Source organism: Massilia sp. P1_C10, from assembly GCF_056406475.1.
In genome coordinates this window covers 34,362-52,363 of sequence record NZ_JBFUAC010000011.1, presented here as the reverse complement: position 1 = coordinate 52,363, position 18,002 = coordinate 34,362, and the positions used below count along the sequence as shown (strand labels likewise).

The following is an 18,002-nucleotide window of genomic DNA, read 5'->3' as shown; positions in this document are numbered from 1 at the left end:
GGAATGACGGTCTTTAGGTTAGCGGTTGGTTTTCTAAATCCGCATCGGCATGACAACGTACTTGAAGTCCGGGTTGTCCGGAATCGAAATCAGCGCCGACGAATTGGAGTCGCCCAGCGCGATGTTGATCTGGTCGCACTTCAGGTTATTCAGCACGTCGAGCAGGTAGGTGACGTTGAAGCCGATGTCGACCGAGTCTCCGCCGTAGTCGATCTCGAGTTCTTCGACCGCTTCTTCCTGGTCCGCATTCGTCGAGCTGATCTTCATGCTGCCCGGCGTGATGATGCAGCGCACGCCCTTGAATTTATCGCTCGTCATGATCGCGGCGCGCTGCAGGGAACGCAGCAGCTCGTCGCGGCCGATCGTGAAGTCGTTCTTGTAGCCCTTCGGGATCACGCGCGTGTAATCGGGGAATTTGCCCTCGACCAGCTTCGACACCAGCTCGATGTCGGCGAACGTCAGCTTGACCTGGCTCGCGGCGATGTCCAGCTGGACCGTCTCGTCGCTCTCTTCGAGCAGGCGCTGAAGTTCGATGATGGTCTTGCGCGGGATGATCACTTCCTGGCGCGTGAATTCCTGCTCGGTCTCGACCTGGCAGAACGCCAGGCGGTGGCCGTCGGTCGCCACGGCGATGACGTTGCGGCCATCGAGCACCAGCAGCAGGCCGTTCAGGTAGTAGCGGATGTCCTGCTGCGCCATCGAGAAGTGCACCATCTGGAACAGGTGCTTGAGCGTCTTCTGCGGCAGCGTGACGGTGGCGTTGTAGGTGTCCGCAACCGAGACGGTCGGGAATTCTTCGGCCGCCAGCGTCTGCAGGGCGAAGCGCGATTTCCCGGTCTGCACCGTCAGGCGCTTGTTCAGCAGCGTCATCGTGACGTCGCCCGATTCCGGCAGCGCGCGCAGGATGTCGAGCAGCTTGCGCGCCGCGACCGTGGTGCCGGCGACGTCGGCGCCCGAGCCGATCTGGGCGTGCGTGGTGATCTGCACTTCGGTGTCGGTCGACAGGAAGGAGACGTTTTCGCCGTCCTTGCGGATGAGGATATTGGCCAGAATCGGCATAGTGTGCCGACGCTCGACAATACCGCTCACGATCTGCAGTGGCCGGAGAAGGGTATCTCGGGTGGTTTTGACCAATTGCATAGTAATCCTCGGTAGGGTTGATCGTAAATACGTTGCTGCTTTTCTTACTTTTTTGATACTGCCCGGGCCCCTCTCAGGCCCCGTCTCTGCACTGCTATTTTGCCAGAAATTGCTTCAGCTAAATATAGGGGTCAGGTCCGCCGGACCTGACCCCGGGCTTTCATCAGCCCTTCAGCGTCTGCTCCAGCACGTGCAGCTCATGGTTGCACTCGGCGTTCTTGGTGCGGTCCAGCGCGATCTTGCGCACCGCATGCAGCACGGTGGTGTGATCGCGCCCGCCAAACAGTTCGCCGATCTCCGGCAGGCTCTTTTGCGTCAGCTCCTTGGCCAGGTACATGGCGATCTGGCGCGGCCGCGCGATGTTCGCCGGCCGGCGCTTCGAGTACATGTCCGCCACTTTGATGTTGAAGAAGTCCGCCACCGTCTTCTGGATGTTCTCCACCGAGATCTGGCGGTTCTGCACCGACAGCAGGTCCTTCAGCGCTTCCTTCACCACGTCGATGGTGATGTCCTTGCCGTGGAAGCGCGAGTACGCCAGGATCTTGCGCAGCGCGCCTTCGAGCTCGCGCACGTTCGAGCGCAGGTGCTTGGCCACGAAGAACGCCACGTCGTCCGAAAAGTTCACGCCTTCCGAATTGGCTTTTTTCAGCAGAATCGCCACGCGCATTTCCAGCTCCGGCGGCTCGATCGCGACCGTCAGGCCGGAGTCGAAGCGCGAGATCAGGCGGTCGTCCATGCCCGTGATCTCTTTCGGATAGGTGTCGCTGGTGATGATGATCTGCTTCTTCGCCGCGATCAGCGCCTCGAACGCATAGAAGAACTCTTCCTGCGTGCGGCTCTTCCCGCCGAAGAATTGAATATCGTCGATCAGCAGCATGTCGAGCGAGTGGTAGTAGTGCTTGAAGTCGTCGAAGCCCTTGCGCTGGTACGCCGTCACCACGTCGCGCACGTACTGCTCGGCGTGGATGTAGCGGATGCGCGCGCCCGGCTGGTCGGCCATCACCTGGTTGCCGATCGCGTGAATCAGGTGAGTCTTGCCGAGGCCGACGCCGCCGTAGAAGAACAGCGGGTTGTACGACACGCCCGGATTGTTCGCCACCTGGATCGCGGCGGCGCGCGCCAGCTGGTTGGCCTTGCCGGTCACGAAGCTGTCGAACGTCAGGTCGGTGTTGATGCGGCTTTGCTCGCGGCGCGGCGAGTTGGCGATGTTGTCCGGCGCCGGCGCGACCGGGTCGGCGCGGCGCGGGTCGCTGCCATGGCCGTCCGGCAGCGGCGCGGGTGCGGCGCCGGCGGCCTTCTTCGGCAGCGCGTTCTTCGGATCGAGCACGAACTGGACTTCGATCGGCGCTTCCCAGTACTGGGCGGCGAGGGCGGTGATGCGGGTGGCGAATTGCGACTTCACCCAATCGAGCTTGAAGCGATTGGGTGCGGCAATGCGCAAGCGGCCGTCCTCGTAGTCGAGGGCGACCAGCGGCTTGATCCACGCACTGAATTGTTGCGGTGTCAGCTCCAGTTCCAACTGCGCGGAACAGGTCTGCCAGAAATTTTCCATGAATCGTCTTGTGATAATTGGGGTGTGGAGGGCGCATGCGCCCCGGAGGTGCGCCACACGTAACGCGCTATTCTACCTGCGACCGGGAAAGTTATCCACAGGCTTGACGCTTATTTTGTTGTCTTTGAAGTCAGAAAATCAACCCCGGACGCGCTGCGGCCCAACCCCCGGGGTCAGGTCCGGCGGACCTGACCCCGCCCTTGACGACGCAGTGTCCCGAGCCGGAAAACCACGCCAGCCTTGACACGGCAGGCCGAAATGCTGTCTAATTCAGGGTTCCCCGCCCGTATTCCGGGCAAAAAGGTAGTTTGCTGTGGCGTGTCGCTGGCTTAACCATCTGCGAAATGTCATTTGCGCCCAAACTGACGGGACGTCAGACCCGATTTTGCATTTTATTTTGCTTTAAGCGAGAACTCCATGAAACGTACTTACCAACCTTCCGTCGTTCGTCGCAAGCGCACGCACGGCTTCCGCGCTCGTATGGCCACCCGTGGCGGCCGCGACGTCCTGAACGCTCGCCGCGCCAAGGGCCGCAAACGCCTGGCTGTCTAAGCCTCGCATGACAAGCGAAGGTTCACACGACTTCGCGCGCGTTCGTCGCATCGTTAAAACGGATGAATTTTCATCCGTTTTTCGTTTGCGCCCGGCGCAAAAAACGGCGCATTTCGTGCTCTACACCCGCCCCACCGAACTGCCGCATGCGCGGCTGGGCGTCGTTGTGGCCAAGCGATTCGCGCCGCGCGCCGTCACGCGCAACACGATCAAACGCGTCACCCGCGAGCTGTTTCGCGTGGCGGCGCTGCCGGCGCTCGACTGCATCGTGCGCCTGGCCCGTCCGGTCAACGCCAAGGACGGCCCGGCCACCAACGCGGCGCTGAAGGCGGCGATCCGCGTCGAAATCGCGCGCCTGTTCGCTTCGCAAACGAAGAAGGCGCCGGCGCCATGAGCGGCCTGCTCATTTGGGTCATGCGCCTGTATCAATTGATACTGTCGCCGATGCTGGGCCAGAACTGCCGCTTTTATCCCAGCTGCTCGAGCTATGCGATCGAGGCGCTGCGCGTACACGGCGCGGCGCGCGGCTCGCTGCTGTCCGTGCGCCGCGTCTGCAAATGCCATCCGTGGCACGAAGGCGGCGTCGACCCGGTGCCGCCCGCGCGCGGCGAACACGACTCCACAACCGCTTGCGGTTGCCACCACCCCTGAATCTAACTGCTGACTAATACCTCAATGGAAATCAATAAACGTACCATCATGTGGATCGTGTTCGCCGTCTCGCTGTTCGTTCTGTGGAACGACTGGATGGTGGCGAACGGCGGGCAGTCCTTCTTCGGCCCGCGCACGCCGGCCAAGGTCGTGACGGCGCCCGGCGCCAGCACCGCCGCGCCGACCGCGCCGGCGGCAGCCGCCGTTCCTGGCGCGCCAGCGCTGCCAGGCGCCCCGGCGGCTGTGGAAGCGGCCAAGCGTGAAGTCATCACCATCACCACCGACGTGCTCAAGGCCGACATCGACACCGCCGGCGGCGTCGTGCGCCGCCTCGAGCTGCTGAAGTTCCAGCAGGCCGGCCATCCGGGCTGGTTCGGCGGCTGCTTCGGCCTGTTCGAAGTGTGCAAGCCGCGCGTCGACAAGACCAAGAACGAAGTGCTGTTCGACGAAGGCGCGACCCACCAGTACCTGGCGCAGACCGGGCTGACCGGCGCCCCGTCCCTGCCGAACCACAACACGATCTTCACCGCCAAGCCTGGCGCGCGCGTCATCGACGGCGCCAACGAAGTGCAGCTGGTGCTCGAGTCCGAGCAGGGCGGCGTCAAGCTGACCAAGACCTACACCTTCCACAAGGGTTCGTACGTGATCGACGTGCGCCACGACGTCAGCAACGTCGGCGCCGCGCCGGTTGCGCCGTCGCTGTACCTGCGTCTTCTGCACGATGGTAACAAGCCGGAAGGCGATTCGTACTTCAACAGCAGTTTCACCGGCCCGACCCTGTACACGCCGGAAGAGAAGTACCAGAAGCTGGACTTCGCGACGATCGAGAAGAAGGGCCACGCCGATCACGCCACCAAGTCGACCGACGGCTGGATCGCCATTTCGCAGCACTTCTTCGTGTCGGCCTTCGTGCCGCAGCCGAACACGCTGCGCACCATCGAGACCGCCAAAGTCGACACCAACCGCTACGCGATCAGCACGATCCAGCCGCTGGGCACCATCGCGCCGGGCGCCACCGTCAGCAACAACGCCAAGCTGTACTCGGGCCCGCAGGACGAGAAGCTGCTGGAAAGCACCGCCCCCGGCCTCGACCTGGTCAAGGATTATGGCTTCCTGACCATCATCGCGAAGCCGATTTTCTGGGTGATCAACCAGATCCACAATGTGCTGGGCAACTGGGGCTGGACCATCATCGCGTTCACGATCCTGATCAAGCTGCTGTTCTTCCCGCTGTCGGCGGCAGGCTACAAGAGCATGGCCAAGGTCAAGCTGGTGACGCCGAAGATGCAGGCGATCCGCGAGCGCTACAAGGGCGATCCGGCCAAGATGAACCAAGCCACCATGGAGCTGTACAAGACCGAGAAGATCAACCCGCTGGGCGGCTGCCTGCCGATCCTGGTGCAGATGCCGGTGTTTATCGCGCTGTACTGGGTGCTGCAGGCGTCGGTCGAATTCCGCGGCGCGCCGTGGATCGGCTGGATCCAGGATCTGTCGCAGCACGACCCGTGGATCATCCTGCCGGTGCTGTATGCGATCTCGATGTTCATCACCACCAAGCTCAATCCTGCGCCGGCCGATCCGATGCAGGCCAAGATGATGATGTGGATGCCGCTGATTTTCTCGCTGATGTTCTTCTTCTTCCCGTCCGGCCTGGTGCTGTACTGGGTGGTCAACAACATCCTGTCGATCGGCCAGCAGTGGGTGATCACCAAGAAGTTCGCAGAACAGCCGGCGAAATAAGCATGCACAGGGGGCAGGTCCCGCGGACCTGACCACGGTTTTGACGAAGAAGCTCGCACGTTCGCGGGCTTTTTTTACGCCGCGTTCAACGGCGGTGTCAGGTCCGCCGGACCTGACACCCTCCTCCTGGCACGCGACGTTGGCGGCCTCATTCATCTACAATCTGATCATGAAACTCGACTCTTCCCCCATCGCCGCCATCGCCACCGCACCAGGCCGCGGCGGCATCGGCGTCGTGCGCGCGTCCGGCAAGGACCTGGCGCCGCTGGTCGCCGCGCTGTTCCCGCGCACCACGCTCAAGCCGCGCCACGCCACCTACACCGACTTCAAGGCGGCCGACGGCAGCGTGATCGACCAGGGCATCGCCGTGGTGTTCGCCGGCCCGCATTCGTACACCGGCGAGGACGTGCTTGAACTCCAGGGCCACGGCGGCCCGGTAGTGCTGCAGATGCTGCTCGCGCGCGTGCTCGAAGCGGGCGCTGAATCTGGCCTGCGCCTGGCCGAGCCGGGCGAGTTCACGCGCCGCGCCTACCTCAACGACAAGCTGGACCTGGCCCAGGCCGAGGCGGTGGCCGACCTGATCGACGCCTCCACCGAAGCGGCGGCCAAGTCGGCGACGCAGTCGCTGTCGGGCGCGTTTTCGAAGACCATCCACACGCTGGTCGAGCAGACCATCAACCTGCGTATGCTGGTCGAGGCGACGCTGGACTTCCCGGAAGAGGAGATCGACTTCCTCGAAAAATCCGACGCGCGCGGCCAGCTGGCCGTCATCATCGATTCGCTGGACAAGGTGTTCAGGCAGGCGGCGCAAGGCGCGCTGCTGCGCGAAGGCCTGAACGTGGTGCTGGTCGGACAGCCCAACGTGGGCAAGTCGTCGCTGCTCAATTCGCTGGCCGGCGCCGACGTGGCGATCGTCACGCCGATCGCCGGCACCACGCGCGACAAGGTGACCGAGACGATCCAGATCGAAGGCATCCCGCTGCACATCATCGACACGGCGGGCATCCGCACCATCGACGAAGCGGTCGACCAGGTCGAGCGCATCGGCATCGAACGCACCTGGGGAGAAGTGGGCAAGGCCGACGTGATCCTGCACCTGCTGGACGCGGGCTACGGGCCGACCGGCGCCGACGAGCATATCGTCGCCGCGTTTCCGGCCGGCGTGCCGGTGCTGCGCATCTGGAACAAGATCGACCTGTCGGGGCACAAGCCGGCGGTCGATCCGGCGCCGGACGCGGTCAACGTCTATTTGTCGGCGCACGAACATATCGGCATCGACCTGCTGCGCGCGGAGCTGCTGCGCATCGCCGGCTGGCAGCAGACCGGCGAGTCGCTGTACCTGGCGCGCGAACGGCACCTGATCGCCTTGCGCGCCGCGCGCGACCACCTCGACCTGGCCGCGGCGCACGCGGCGCAGACCGACCAGTCGCTGGACCTGTTCGCCGAAGAACTGCGGCTGGCGCAGGCGCAGCTGTCGAGCATCACGGGTGCGTTTTCGTCCGACGATCTGCTGGGCGTGATCTTCGGCCGCTTCTGCATCGGAAAATAGATAGTCGCCAATGGTTGTCAATCGTTGCCAAATTTTTCGGCATACGCCCTTGAATATCAGTGGCTTAATGGCTGGCATAGCCCAATGTTGCCCATTGACACATATACTTTTTAAGTACACACTTCAGTACACAATCCCGTGTGTACTCAAAGGTGTGTACTTAAATGCCCAAAGCAGCCATTCCCCTCAATGACAAGCGCATCAAGGCGCTCAAGCCAAAGGCGAAGCGATACCTGATCGCAGATGGCGGCGGCCTGGTGCTGGAAGTCATGACATCGGGCTCGATGGTCTGGCGCTACCGTTATTCTCTCAACCGCAAGCAACAGCCCTTGGTCACCATCGGCGATTATCCAGCGGTCAGCCTGCAAGACGCCCGGACCCGCGCACGCCGCTATGCCGAGATTGTGGCCGGCGGCGTGTCGCCTATCGCGGATGCCAAGAAGGACCGTGGCGCCTCCAAGACTCTCGATTCGGTGCGCGCCTTTGCTGATTCTTGGTACGAGTCGGAGATAGCCACTAAATCGCTATCGTACCGCACGGTTACCAGGCGCGCCTTGGACAAGGATATCTACCCGGCCATCGGCAATAAGGCCCTGACAGAAGTAAATGCCGGTGACGTGCTGGCCATCTGCGACAAGGTGAAAGGGCGTGGCGCCTCGCAAATGGCCCTATTTACACGCAATGTGGTCAAGCGCATGTACGAGTACGCGATTTCGCGCCAGGCCGCGACAATGAACCCCGGTCAGCAGTTGGTCGCTCGTTACATCGCGACGCCCCAGAGCCGCACGCGCGTTCTGTCGCCCGATGAAGTCGGTACGGTCCTGCGTAAGGTGTACACCTCCAATATGAGCCGCGCCTACAAGCTGGCGCTGCACCTCCTCGTGATCACAATGGTGCGCAAGTCCGAACTGATCGAGTCGGAGTGGTCCGAGTTTGACCTGGACGAGGGCATATGGCGTATCCCGGCCGAGCGCATGAAAATGGACCGTGAGCACTGGGTGTACCTGTCGGCGCAGGCCGTGTCCATGCTGCGCGAACTGCGCACGCTGTCACATAGCCAGCGCTTCGTGTTCCCAATGCGGCGCGGCCACGAGGACCGGCCTATCGCCAAATCGACACTGAATCAAGCGGTACGCGCGATGAACTCTGACGTACAACACTTCGTCATCCACGACTTCCGACGCACCGCATCGACGCACCTGCACGAGATGGGCCAGTCGTCCGACGCCATCGAGAAAGCACTGGCGCACTCGATAAAAGGCATCAAGGGCGTGTACAACCGGGCCGAGTACGCGGATGAACGCCGCAAGATCATGCACCTTTGGTCGGACTTCGTTGATGCGCAGATTGCCGAGGGGAAGAAGGTCGTGATCGGCAAGTTTGGGCGCGCCGCTTGAAGTGTTTCACAGCCACCGGCGGAATCAGGCGGGTGGGATTTGATGCGCGAACTGCCGCCGCGAGCGGCAAGGCTATAGCCGGCCACTTCCAAAAAATCCCGTAATATTTTCGTTCTACGCCCGTCCTAGGCTGATCGCCGAAATCCTATCTCCCTGATGGAATGGACTGGCACTTATTTTTTCAGGGGCGCTGAGGGGCGTGCAGTGAATTTTTTTAGGTTTTTGTCTTACCACCCGTACGCAAGTTTCACCGGGAGCAGTTCCACCTTTTTGACTGCGAGTGGCGATTCACCTCGTATCTCGGCATGTGATACAGGATTGAGTGATGATGCGCTTGAGCTATGGCAGCTAGGGAAGCGTGCGTTTCAACAACTAGAGGGATTTAAGTTTGATAGTGTCGACCATTTTGACAGGATCTACTGTGACTACCAACGCGATATTCGAACGTTCGCTTGCCACTTACAGGAGAATTCTCACAAGTTCGAATTCAAAGGCAATTTGACGGACGAAATTTTGACGCCAGATTTTTCGGAAAACCAGAACGGATATCTGATTCTTGACGTCTTGCAGCAATTAAGAGAAGCAGAAAACAGCAATTCTGATCACTTGGCATGCTATTTCCTGTTCGCATGCCTCCAGGAAATCGACTGTGCGCTAATCTTGTTGTGCCTGGACGGCGGTGCGGCAGATTCGATTGTCTCCGCTACCCTTGCCCTCGAAAAGGCAAATGCGATCAGCACAAAGAGTGCTCGACTACAGCGAGCGAGATCGGAATTCAGTACCTTGGGTGCGATCGAACGCCATAAGCGCGACCCCAAGCAAACTGACAAGTCTTTCGTAAAAGAGTGCTGGCTTGCTTGGCAGGCAAACAGAATTGCCTACAAGGGAAAAGCTTCGTTTGCCCGTGACATGCTGCAAAAATGTGAAAATTTGGAGAGTGCAAAGGTTATTGAAGACTGGTGCCGCGAGTGGGAGAAACAGGCGAAAACTGGAACCATGCCAGCAAAGTGATCCCTGTGCTGGCAAAGCGCGCATCCAGCCGGCACAAGGGTTTTCCAACAATTCGACAACGCCTAACCTTGCATCAATCCGCTGAACCACGGCGGCAACAAGCAAAGTTAGGCAACCATGGCGCACATCGCAACCCAAGCAGCACCTCTCAGCAAGACTCTCCCGGCGGACGGCATGTCCCGCTGGCGTCAGATCATCCCGTTCTCGCCCGTCAGCCGCGAGAAATTCCGCCAAATGGTCATTGCGGGCAAAGCGCCGCCGGCAGTTCGCCTTTCCGAGCGTTGCACGTGCTATTCGAACCGCGAACTGCATAAGTTTTTTGCTGACCCGTTGAATTACGTTGCTGAGGCCAAGTAAATGGCGGCGATGCCAACACAAGGTCAAGCACTGGCCGGTATGAAGTTCCATTGCCCGGATGGGGACGTAATCGTCGATCTGGATCAGAGCAAATCCATCGCGAAGAAAATTAAAACCGAACAGCGCGCCAAGCATCCGGGGCGTGGCGTGCGTCATTGTGGCGAGATGTCCCCATGAACTACTACCCGCATCATATTGGTGACTTCCGCTCTGGTTCGGTCTACATGAATCGTGTTGAACGCTGGATATACCGCGACATGATTGAAGTCTATTACGACACAGAGAAGCCGCTGCCACTCAACGTTGACGAACTCTGCCATATCCTCGGCGCACGCACAGAAGAGGATCGCAAGATCGTTGCCGAACTGCTGCAGTACAAATTTCAGAAAACGGAGGACGGATTTAGGAAGGCTCGCTGTGACGATGAGATTGCGGCCTATCGCGCGAAAGCCGAAACGGCGAAAGCCAATGGCCGTATGGGCGGCCGGCCATCAAAAGCAACGGCTAATCCAGAAAAACCCAGCGGGTTCCAGTCTGGTTCCGATCCGATTGCAACCCGCAAGCCAGAACAAGCCGGATCGCAAACTAACCAAGAACCAATAACCAATAACCAGGAACCAAAAACCAATTCAAAAACAACAGAGCGCGCAATGCCTTCGGCATCGCTTGATTTGCTTAGCGGCATCCCGGCACAACTTGCGATCGACTTCAAAAAACTTCGCTCGAAAAAGAACGCACCGATCACACCAACTGCAATCGAAGGCATAAAGCGTGAAGCGGCTAAAGCGGGGATCACGCTCGAAGCCGCCTTGACGATGTGCTGTGAGCGCGGCTGGTCCGGATTCAAAGCAGACTGGGCTGAAATGCAAAGTGTGCGCTCGCCAGTTCCGCAAGCTGATATGACAGCCTCCCGTAAGGCCGTTAACGACGAAGCAAAACGCCGCCTGTTTGGCAATAGCAGTATGAACGCCGGAGGAATAATTGATGTTTGAAAGAGACTACGACGAGTTCGCCGCCCTGCTGGACGATGCCTATGATCTCATCGGTTCAGGTGCCAACAAAATCATTGGGCCCGGTGCCAAAAGCATGTTCTTTGCTGCGATGGCAAAATATCCAATGTCTGCAGTGCGTGCAGCGCTGTCGGCGCATTGCCTTGACCGCACTCGTGGCCGGTTTACCCCGAAGCCCGCCGACCTGATCGAACAGATCGAAATGGCAATTGAAAACGACGGCCGGCCAGGTCCTGAAGAAGCGTGGGCAATTGCGTTGACGAGCGTGGACGAGGCCGACACGGTGGTCTGGTCGCAAGAAACCGCTGAAGCGTTTGGCATTTGCCGCCCGGTACTTGACTCCAGCGGCGCAATCAGCGCTCGCAAATCATTTCTGGAGGCGTATGCGCGCCTCGTCGCCGCCTCGCGCGCCGCGTGCCAACCGGCACAATGGTCAGTCTCACTTGGGTGGGAAACCGCGAAGCAAACTGCTGCACTTGCTAAGGCCGGGACTGCAGGACTGCTGACCGCGCCTACTATTGCCGCATTGCTGCCCGCTCCGATTGGCGAGCCGATGCTTAACGCCGAGGCCCGTGCACAGATCGCCAACATCCGTAAGTTGTTGAAGGATTCAGCGGAAGCGAAAGCTGAAAAGGCTGACCGCGAATTAGAGGCGGACTGGCGCGAAGAGACGGAATCCAAGCGCCGGATCGCTGAACGTGTTGCGCAGTATCAAGCACTGAATAAAGGCAAGTGCGGGCCATTGTGAGCCGCAGTCGCACTCAGGGGCGGCAGAATTTTTTCGCAACGCTGGTTGCCATCGAACGCTGAAAAGGAAATCAAAATGAGCACTACAAATGCTGAACGCCTGCGGATTTACAAGGCCAAAATGAAGCAGGCCGGTTTTACACGCTTGTCCGTCTATGTCCATCCCGAATTGGTGGCATTTCTTAATCGCGAACGCGAATCTTACGAGTGTGGCGGTCGTGCCTTGGAACGTCTGTTGTTAGGTGCTGCAAAGCAGCGCCCGTAAGGCTCGTGAGGGGCGAACAACGCCGACATGTCGTTGCGGCCCCGGAAAGTTAGCGGGAAATTACTTACTCACATGCGGCCGCGCGCGCGAGGGTGGAAACGAAACAAGTTTACAGGATGCGGAACGTGGAATGCGGTTGGCCGGCATGGCGGGCTAGCTTGCCGTGAACTGAGGCGCCAGAAAATTATTAATCGCAAGAGCTACCGTTTCCAATAGTTCAAAGTACATACACCTTACTTTGGCGGTCCGCAGGGTCACCACTTCGATACCATTTGGCGCATTGGTCGTTGCTACCGTCGCCCAGGCGAATTTGCGTTAGTCGTAAACGCAATGGGGCTCCTGGAGGAAGCTCCAGGTCAGACACAATCGGTCCTGTGGGCCAGTCGGCCTCGGCGCCAACATTGATCTTGCCAACAGGCATTGCTACCTTGAAAATTTTACATTATTCTGTCGTGGTGTGGCCTAATCTGACCATCACATCACAATGCCAACTAGTTCTAGCGAGGGCGAGATAACCAATACGCCGGTCGCGGCCTATCGGAAGGTCACCGAACGGACGATCTATAGGCTGGATGTCGCAAGAAATCCCGGCCTTCAAGGTTGGCGGGACTTGGCGGTCCTCGCGGGTAGATATCTACAGCTGGATCAGACAGCAGTCGATGGAGGCACTCGCCCCGATCGTGAAGACAACATTTTCTAAACATACACTGAGATCAATTGAATGGATGTCTTTGACCTACGCCAACAGATCGTTCGGGATTACGCCAACTTCGCACGATCATTTACCCGCGTTCGGGCGGAGGACCTCAAGCGCCAGATCGACGCAATTTATGCCAAGGATCAGTTTTGGCCTGAGCCACTGTTACAAATCACTCCCTATTACGAGTGCGGTGCATCAATGGATGGATTGGCGGCAGCCGGTGAGGTAACGCCCACCACCGCTGCCATTTTTCGGGTGCCGGACGACCCAGACAAACCGTTGCAACTCCATACCCACCAAGTGCAAGCGCTAGCAGCTGCCAAGCAAGGACGCAGCTACGTCGTCACCACAGGCACAGGTTCAGGTAAATCGCTGTGCTTCTTCGTTCCCATCATCGACGCCATTCTGCGGGCGAAGGCATCTGAAAGCACCAAACGTACCAGGGCCATCATTGTTTATCCCATGAATGCGCTGGCGAATAGCCAGATGGAGGAACTGGAAAAGTTTCTGAAACACGTATCTCCTTCGCAGCCTATTTCGTTTGCACGCTACACTGGCCAAGAGGGTAGCGAGGAACGTCTCAGCGTTGCAGCGAGCCCCCCTGACATTCTGTTGACCAACTTCATGATGTTGGAATATCTGATGACGCGGCAAGACGCTACGGATCAGACTGTCATAAGTCACTGCCAGAACCTCCAATACCTAGTGCTCGATGAGTTGCACACATATCGTGGGCGCCAAGGGGCTGACGTGGCCTTGTTGGTGCGCCGCATTCGCGCCTTATTGGCACCAGAAGGCTTGCAGTGCATTGGCACATCGGCCACCATGGCCAGCGGGTCTGATGATGACCGACGCACGGCGGTGGCAACCGTTGCATCCAAGCTTTTCGGAACAATGGTGCTGCCGACGGATGTTATTGGTGAAACACTGGTACGAGCGACAAACCCCAGCTTGCACCATGGAACTGTCAAGTTACAGTTGGGCCCGGCTATAGCCGCCGGACTGTCGCCCACCATTACGGATGTTGAATTGGTAGCCCACCCGTTGTCCATTTGGATTGAGACCAGGTTGGGGCTGACTTGGGAAGATGCGAAGTGGGTACGAGCCCGGCCTCAAACCCTGCAGACCGCCACGCAGTGGTTATCCGAGGACTCTGGCGTTCCTGAAGTACAGTGCGCGGAAGTATTGCGCCAGTTTTTGCTAATCACATCCATGGCGGAGTCTGACCGCCAATCGGGCCGCAACAGTGGCAAGCGTGGATTTTTTGCTTTCAAGCTGCATCAGTTCATTTCAGGGGCAGGCACTGCCTACGCCACCATCGATCCACCTGGCCAGCGGACGCTGACTGTCAACGCGCAGCAGTTTTTGCCTGAGCAACCAGATAAACGACTGTACCCCGTGCATTTTTGTCGGGACTGCGGGCAGGAGTACCACCCCGTATTCCTGCAGCTGGGAGCTGAGGCCAAAGTCTTGCCGCGCGAAATTGACGACGTACCCCCAACGCTCAAACGCTCCGAAGAATCAGAAGGACTAGACCGGCCCAAATTCGGTTTCCTTATGCCCGAGCCACTGGATGGTTCCTTGGAGTTCGCCGGTCGCGATGAAGACTATCCCGATGCGTGGCTTGAAGAGGACCGCCATGGCGACACCCGCTTAAAGGCCGATGCACGCAAGAATAAAGCCGAGCGCATTGCCGTGGCTCCGACGGGCCTCCTGGGAACTGGTGCCTATGCTTGGTTCATTCCGGGCAAGTTCCGCTTCTGTCTGAACTGCAAAGTAGTGCATGCAGCGCAAGGCAAAGACAAAAATCGCCTGGCGGCACTGTCTGCCGAGGGGCGATCATCAGCAACCACCTTACTCACCCACTCTGTATTGCGGTGGATGCATTCGCAAGAAGCGATTCCCGTAGATCGCCGCAAGATGCTTGGCTTTACTGATAACCGTCAAGATGCGGCACTGCAAGCTGGCCATTTCAATGACTTTTTGTTTGTCAGCCTGTTTCGGGCTGCCTTCTTGGGTGCTGTGACCAAGGCAGGTGTGGAAGGGTTATCGGCCGACCGGCTGGGCCTGTCGGTATTTAAGGCGCTCGGTTTTGAGCGGCCCGGCGAATCTGGGTTGCGTTCCGAGTGGTTGCTGGACTCAGGATTGCAGGGTGCTAATTTCGTGAATGCGCAAAAAGCCATGCGGCAGGTGCTGGCCTACCGTGCATGGTTTGACCAACGGCGCGGCTGGCGCTTCACAAACCCAAATCTCGAACAGTTAGGCTTGGTTCGGGTAGAGTACATCGGCTTGGATGACCTGTGCGCCAACGATGCCAACTTTGCGGATGCGCCTACCATCCTGGCTGGTGCCAGCGCGGCGGTGCGCAAGCGGGCCTATCGGGTGCTGCTTGACATGATGCGCCAAGGCTTGGCCTTAGACCCGGAGGTATTGGAGCCTGCTGAGCAGGATACCCTGCGCGGACGGTCGCTAAATACACTGCGCTCCCCTTGGGGCCTGGGGCGCGAAGAACAAATGCGCACGGCACGTTTCCTCATGGAGTTCCCACCAGCCCGCCGTGAGAATTCAATGGCCGATGAAGACAAGCTGTTGCGTGCTGGTTATCTTTCTGGTCTTGGACGCGATCTGCGCAAACCCGATTTGTGGGAACGGGCAGATGCCCGCTTGCTCAAAAAACCCGACTATCAAAGGCTCTTAAGTTGCTTGCTGCACGCCGCCAGTAAGGCGGGCCTGGTCGCGCAGGCAGCCACGCCATTTGGTACTGCGCTTGGCTGGCAGTTGAAGAACACCTGCATCGAATTTCATGCCGGCGAAGGGAAGGCCGAACGTGGCGGCATGGACAATTCCTACTACCGCGCCCTGTACCTCAACCTGTCGCAAGCCATTGCGTCCGACTTCCATTACTTTGGCTTTGAAGCGCGTGAACATACTGCACAGGTAGACAAAAACCGGCGCGAGGCGCGTGAAATGCGCTTCCGCTATGGAGCGGAAGACAAGAAGCGACTGACTGAAAACGCAAAACTGCTGGCGGAGCTGGGCGAACACCAGCGCTTCTTGCCTGTGTTGTTTTGTTCGCCCACTATGGAGTTGGGCGTAGACATATCTGCGCTGAACACAGTCTACCTACGTAACATGCCGCCCACGCCCGCAAACTACGCGCAGCGTAGTGGCCGTGCAGGACGCAGTGGTATGCCCGCGCTGGTACTCACTTACTGTGCAGCCCGCAGCCCGCACGACCAATATTTTTTTGCTGATCCCCCGGGTATGGTACATGGTGAAGTGCGCGCCCCGACGCTGGACTTGGGTAACGAAGAACTGGTGCGCAGCCATTTGCAGGCTGTTTGGCTCGCCTGCACCAACACTCCAATCAGCGCAGCTATTTCCGACGTCGTGGAGCCCAACGAACAGACGGATTTACCACTGTACGCCACCGTTAAAGAATCGTTGGAGCGGCCAGAAATTGCCCCACTTGCGGTAGAGCGTATCAACAAGGTTTTGGCGCTGTTGCAAGCGGATTTAAACCAGGAAGACGCGCCCTGGTTTAACGGCACGGCTGCATTGATGCAAGATATCACCGAAGGTGCCGTCAAGCGGTTTGACAGCGCCTTTGAACGCTGGCGAGAGCTCTTTCGCAGTGCCGCCCGCCAGCGCGACCAGTCTCGCCGCACTATGGACACGCATAACCTTCCCCAGCGCGAACGTGATGCAGCCAGGTCTCTTCATGCGCAGGCCATTGACCAGCTCAATCTTTTGCAGCGCGGCTCAGACAGTTCGGCCAGCGACTTCTATACCTACCGTTATTTAGCTACCGAAGCATTTTTGCCTGGCTATAACTTTCCCCGATTGCCACTGACCGCCTTCATTCCAGGCAGCGGAGATCGGAACACCAAGGGAGCCTACTTGCAGCGACCTCGCTTTCTGGCTCTTTCAGAATTCGGCCCTCGTAGCTTGGTCTACCACGAGGGGCGTGCCTACCGCGTCACCGCTGCGCAGTTGTCCACACGTGGGGAAACCACAGCAGGTGGCAAACTCAATACTGACACAGCGACAATTTGCCGCAGTTGCGGCGGTGCGCATTTTCACTCCGACCTAGCCGACAGAGGGCGTAGCCACTGCCGCGCCTGTGAAGCGCCGCTGACTGACAATGCCAACATCGTACTTAACCTGTACCGGATTGAAAATGTACGCACTTCCCCCGCCGAGCGGATTACGGTCAACGATGAGGAGCGACAGCACCAAGGCTTTGAGTTGCAAACCATATTCCGCTGGGCACGACGTGAAAATGGGCAACTCGATGTGCGTACAGTGCGGGCAGAAGACGCTGATGGTCCGATTGCCACTTTGCGGTATGGGCCAGGTGCTGAAATCAGCCGACTAAACAAAGGCTTGCGCCGCCGCGCAGACCCCAACCAGCACGGCTTCGCAGTTAATCCATTGAATGGTAATTGGGCCAAGATGGATGAAGATGATGGCGCTGAGCCCGACCCTACGCGCACACCAAACCAGTTGATCGTGCCGTGGGTCATGGACCGCAAGAACGCCTTGCTATTGCAGCTTGCAGATGAAAGCGCGCCAGAGATAACTGTCGCCACCCTGCAATACGCCTTGAAGCGAGGCATTGAATCGGTTTATCAGTTAGAAGAATCCGAGCTACTGGCCGAACCCTTGCCGGACCGCAAGAGCCGCAACGGTGTATTGTTCTACGAAGCCACCGAAGGCGGTGCCGGTGTGCTGACGCGCCTAGTACACGATGAGCAGGCGCTTGCCCGCGTTTCATATGCGGCTCTCAAAATGCTGCACTTTGAGTTGCCTGCTCCCGGCGAACCCTTACCCGCACTGGATGACCTGCACGATACGGCGGGTACGCAGTGTGTAGCGGGTTGCTACCGCTGCGTCTTGTCATACTACAACCAGCCCGACCACCTGGTAATCGACCGGCGCGACCGCGCAGCGCGTGCATTTCTGCTGCGACTTGCAGCCGTGCAAGCTCGACTTATGCCATCCTTGGATGGCCGAGCACCGCCGGAATCCATCGAACGGGGAAAACAGACTGACGCTCCCTCGGATGCTGCGGCCACAGCATCGACAAGTGGTACGACTGAATTTCATGCAGCATCATTCGGTTTGCCATTGCCTAGCGATGTTGGAATGTCCGTTGCCGGTGTGCCTGCTATTGCCCTTTGGCGCTCCCAGCGTGTTGTCCTAGTCGCTGAAGGCGTTGATGCCAGCCTCTTACTAGATCGCGCATTGGAGGTGGTGTCGTGGCCCACGAACCCATCCGAGCAGGCTAGCGCGATCAGTCGCCTCACCAGCCTCCTTACCTGAGACCCT

Annotated in this window: 15 protein-coding genes; 13 read left to right on the top strand and 2 right to left on the bottom strand. The window is 58.9% G+C overall.

Annotated features, from left to right (window positions below; genetic code table 11):
- Positions 1-33 precede the first annotated feature (33 nt).
- Together dnaN and dnaA are read right to left on the bottom strand one after the other, a co-directional pair.
- Positions 34-1,140 (bottom strand): DNA polymerase III subunit beta, encoded by a 1,107-nt coding sequence (gene dnaN, locus AC1D02_RS20175; protein WP_477320197.1) that lies wholly within the window; start codon positions 1,138-1,140, stop codon positions 34-36.
- A gap of 163 nt (positions 1,141-1,303) precedes the next feature.
- Positions 1,304-2,692, bottom strand: a complete 1,389-nt coding sequence (gene dnaA, locus AC1D02_RS20170; protein WP_477320195.1) for a chromosomal replication initiator protein DnaA — start codon at positions 2,690-2,692, stop codon at positions 1,304-1,306.
- 417 nt (positions 2,693-3,109) lie between these two features.
- Here dnaA and rpmH point away from each other — a divergent pair, with 417 nt between their 5' ends.
- The 13 genes from rpmH to AC1D02_RS20105 all read left to right on the top strand — a co-directional run bounded on the left by rpmH (position 3,110) and on the right by AC1D02_RS20105 (position 17,996).
- A complete protein-coding gene (gene rpmH / locus AC1D02_RS20165; protein WP_010401996.1) occupies positions 3,110-3,244 on the top strand; it encodes a 50S ribosomal protein L34 in 135 nt (44 codons plus the stop codon).
- A gap of 7 nt (positions 3,245-3,251) precedes the next feature.
- Positions 3,252-3,638 (top strand): ribonuclease P protein component, encoded by a 387-nt coding sequence (rnpA, locus tag AC1D02_RS20160; RefSeq protein ID WP_477320192.1) that lies wholly within the window; start codon positions 3,252-3,254, stop codon positions 3,636-3,638.
- Positions 3,635-3,895, top strand: coding sequence for a membrane protein insertion efficiency factor YidD (gene yidD / locus AC1D02_RS20155; RefSeq protein WP_477320190.1), 261 nt, complete (start codon positions 3,635-3,637; stop codon positions 3,893-3,895). The genes rnpA and yidD overlap by 4 nt, the downstream gene beginning before the upstream one ends.
- Before the next feature lie 24 nt (positions 3,896-3,919).
- Positions 3,920-5,635, top strand: a complete 1,716-nt coding sequence (gene yidC / locus AC1D02_RS20150) for a membrane protein insertase YidC (RefSeq protein ID WP_477320188.1) — start codon at positions 3,920-3,922, stop codon at positions 5,633-5,635.
- A gap of 169 nt (positions 5,636-5,804) precedes the next feature.
- Entirely contained in the window at positions 5,805-7,184 is a 1,380-nt protein-coding gene (gene mnmE / locus AC1D02_RS20145) for a tRNA uridine-5-carboxymethylaminomethyl(34) synthesis GTPase MnmE (RefSeq protein ID WP_477320186.1), read from the top strand.
- A gap of 164 nt (positions 7,185-7,348) precedes the next feature.
- Complete coding sequence (locus AC1D02_RS20140; protein ID WP_477320184.1) at positions 7,349-8,581, top strand: tyrosine-type recombinase/integrase; 1,233 nt, start codon at positions 7,349-7,351, stop codon at positions 8,579-8,581.
- A 156-nt stretch (positions 8,582-8,737) separates the two neighbouring features.
- Positions 8,738-9,592 carry a hypothetical protein gene (locus tag AC1D02_RS20135; RefSeq protein ID WP_477320182.1) on the top strand — a complete coding sequence of 285 codons (855 nt, stop codon included), beginning with the start codon at positions 8,738-8,740 and terminating at the stop codon, positions 9,590-9,592.
- Positions 9,593-9,709: 117 nt separating this feature from the next.
- Positions 9,710-9,949, top strand: a complete 240-nt coding sequence (locus AC1D02_RS20130) for a helix-turn-helix transcriptional regulator (protein ID WP_477320180.1) — start codon at positions 9,710-9,712, stop codon at positions 9,947-9,949.
- The gene (locus AC1D02_RS20125; RefSeq protein ID WP_477320178.1) at positions 9,950-10,126 is read left to right on the top strand and encodes a hypothetical protein; all 177 of its coding nucleotides are present in this window, start codon (positions 9,950-9,952) and stop codon (positions 10,124-10,126) included.
- Entirely contained in the window at positions 10,123-10,941 is an 819-nt protein-coding gene (locus AC1D02_RS20120; RefSeq protein WP_477320176.1) for a YdaU family protein, read from the top strand. The genes AC1D02_RS20125 and AC1D02_RS20120 overlap by 4 nt, the downstream gene beginning before the upstream one ends.
- The gene (locus AC1D02_RS20115; protein ID WP_477320174.1) at positions 10,934-11,707 is read left to right on the top strand and encodes a hypothetical protein; all 774 of its coding nucleotides are present in this window, start codon (positions 10,934-10,936) and stop codon (positions 11,705-11,707) included. The genes AC1D02_RS20120 and AC1D02_RS20115 overlap by 8 nt, the downstream gene beginning before the upstream one ends.
- Positions 11,708-11,782: 75 nt before the next feature.
- Positions 11,783-11,971, top strand: coding sequence for a hypothetical protein (locus AC1D02_RS20110; RefSeq protein ID WP_477320172.1), 189 nt, complete (start codon positions 11,783-11,785; stop codon positions 11,969-11,971).
- A gap of 721 nt (positions 11,972-12,692) precedes the next feature.
- Positions 12,693-17,996 (top strand): DEAD/DEAH box helicase, encoded by a 5,304-nt coding sequence (locus tag AC1D02_RS20105; protein ID WP_477320170.1) that lies wholly within the window; start codon positions 12,693-12,695, stop codon positions 17,994-17,996.
- Positions 17,997-18,002 lie beyond the last annotated feature (6 nt).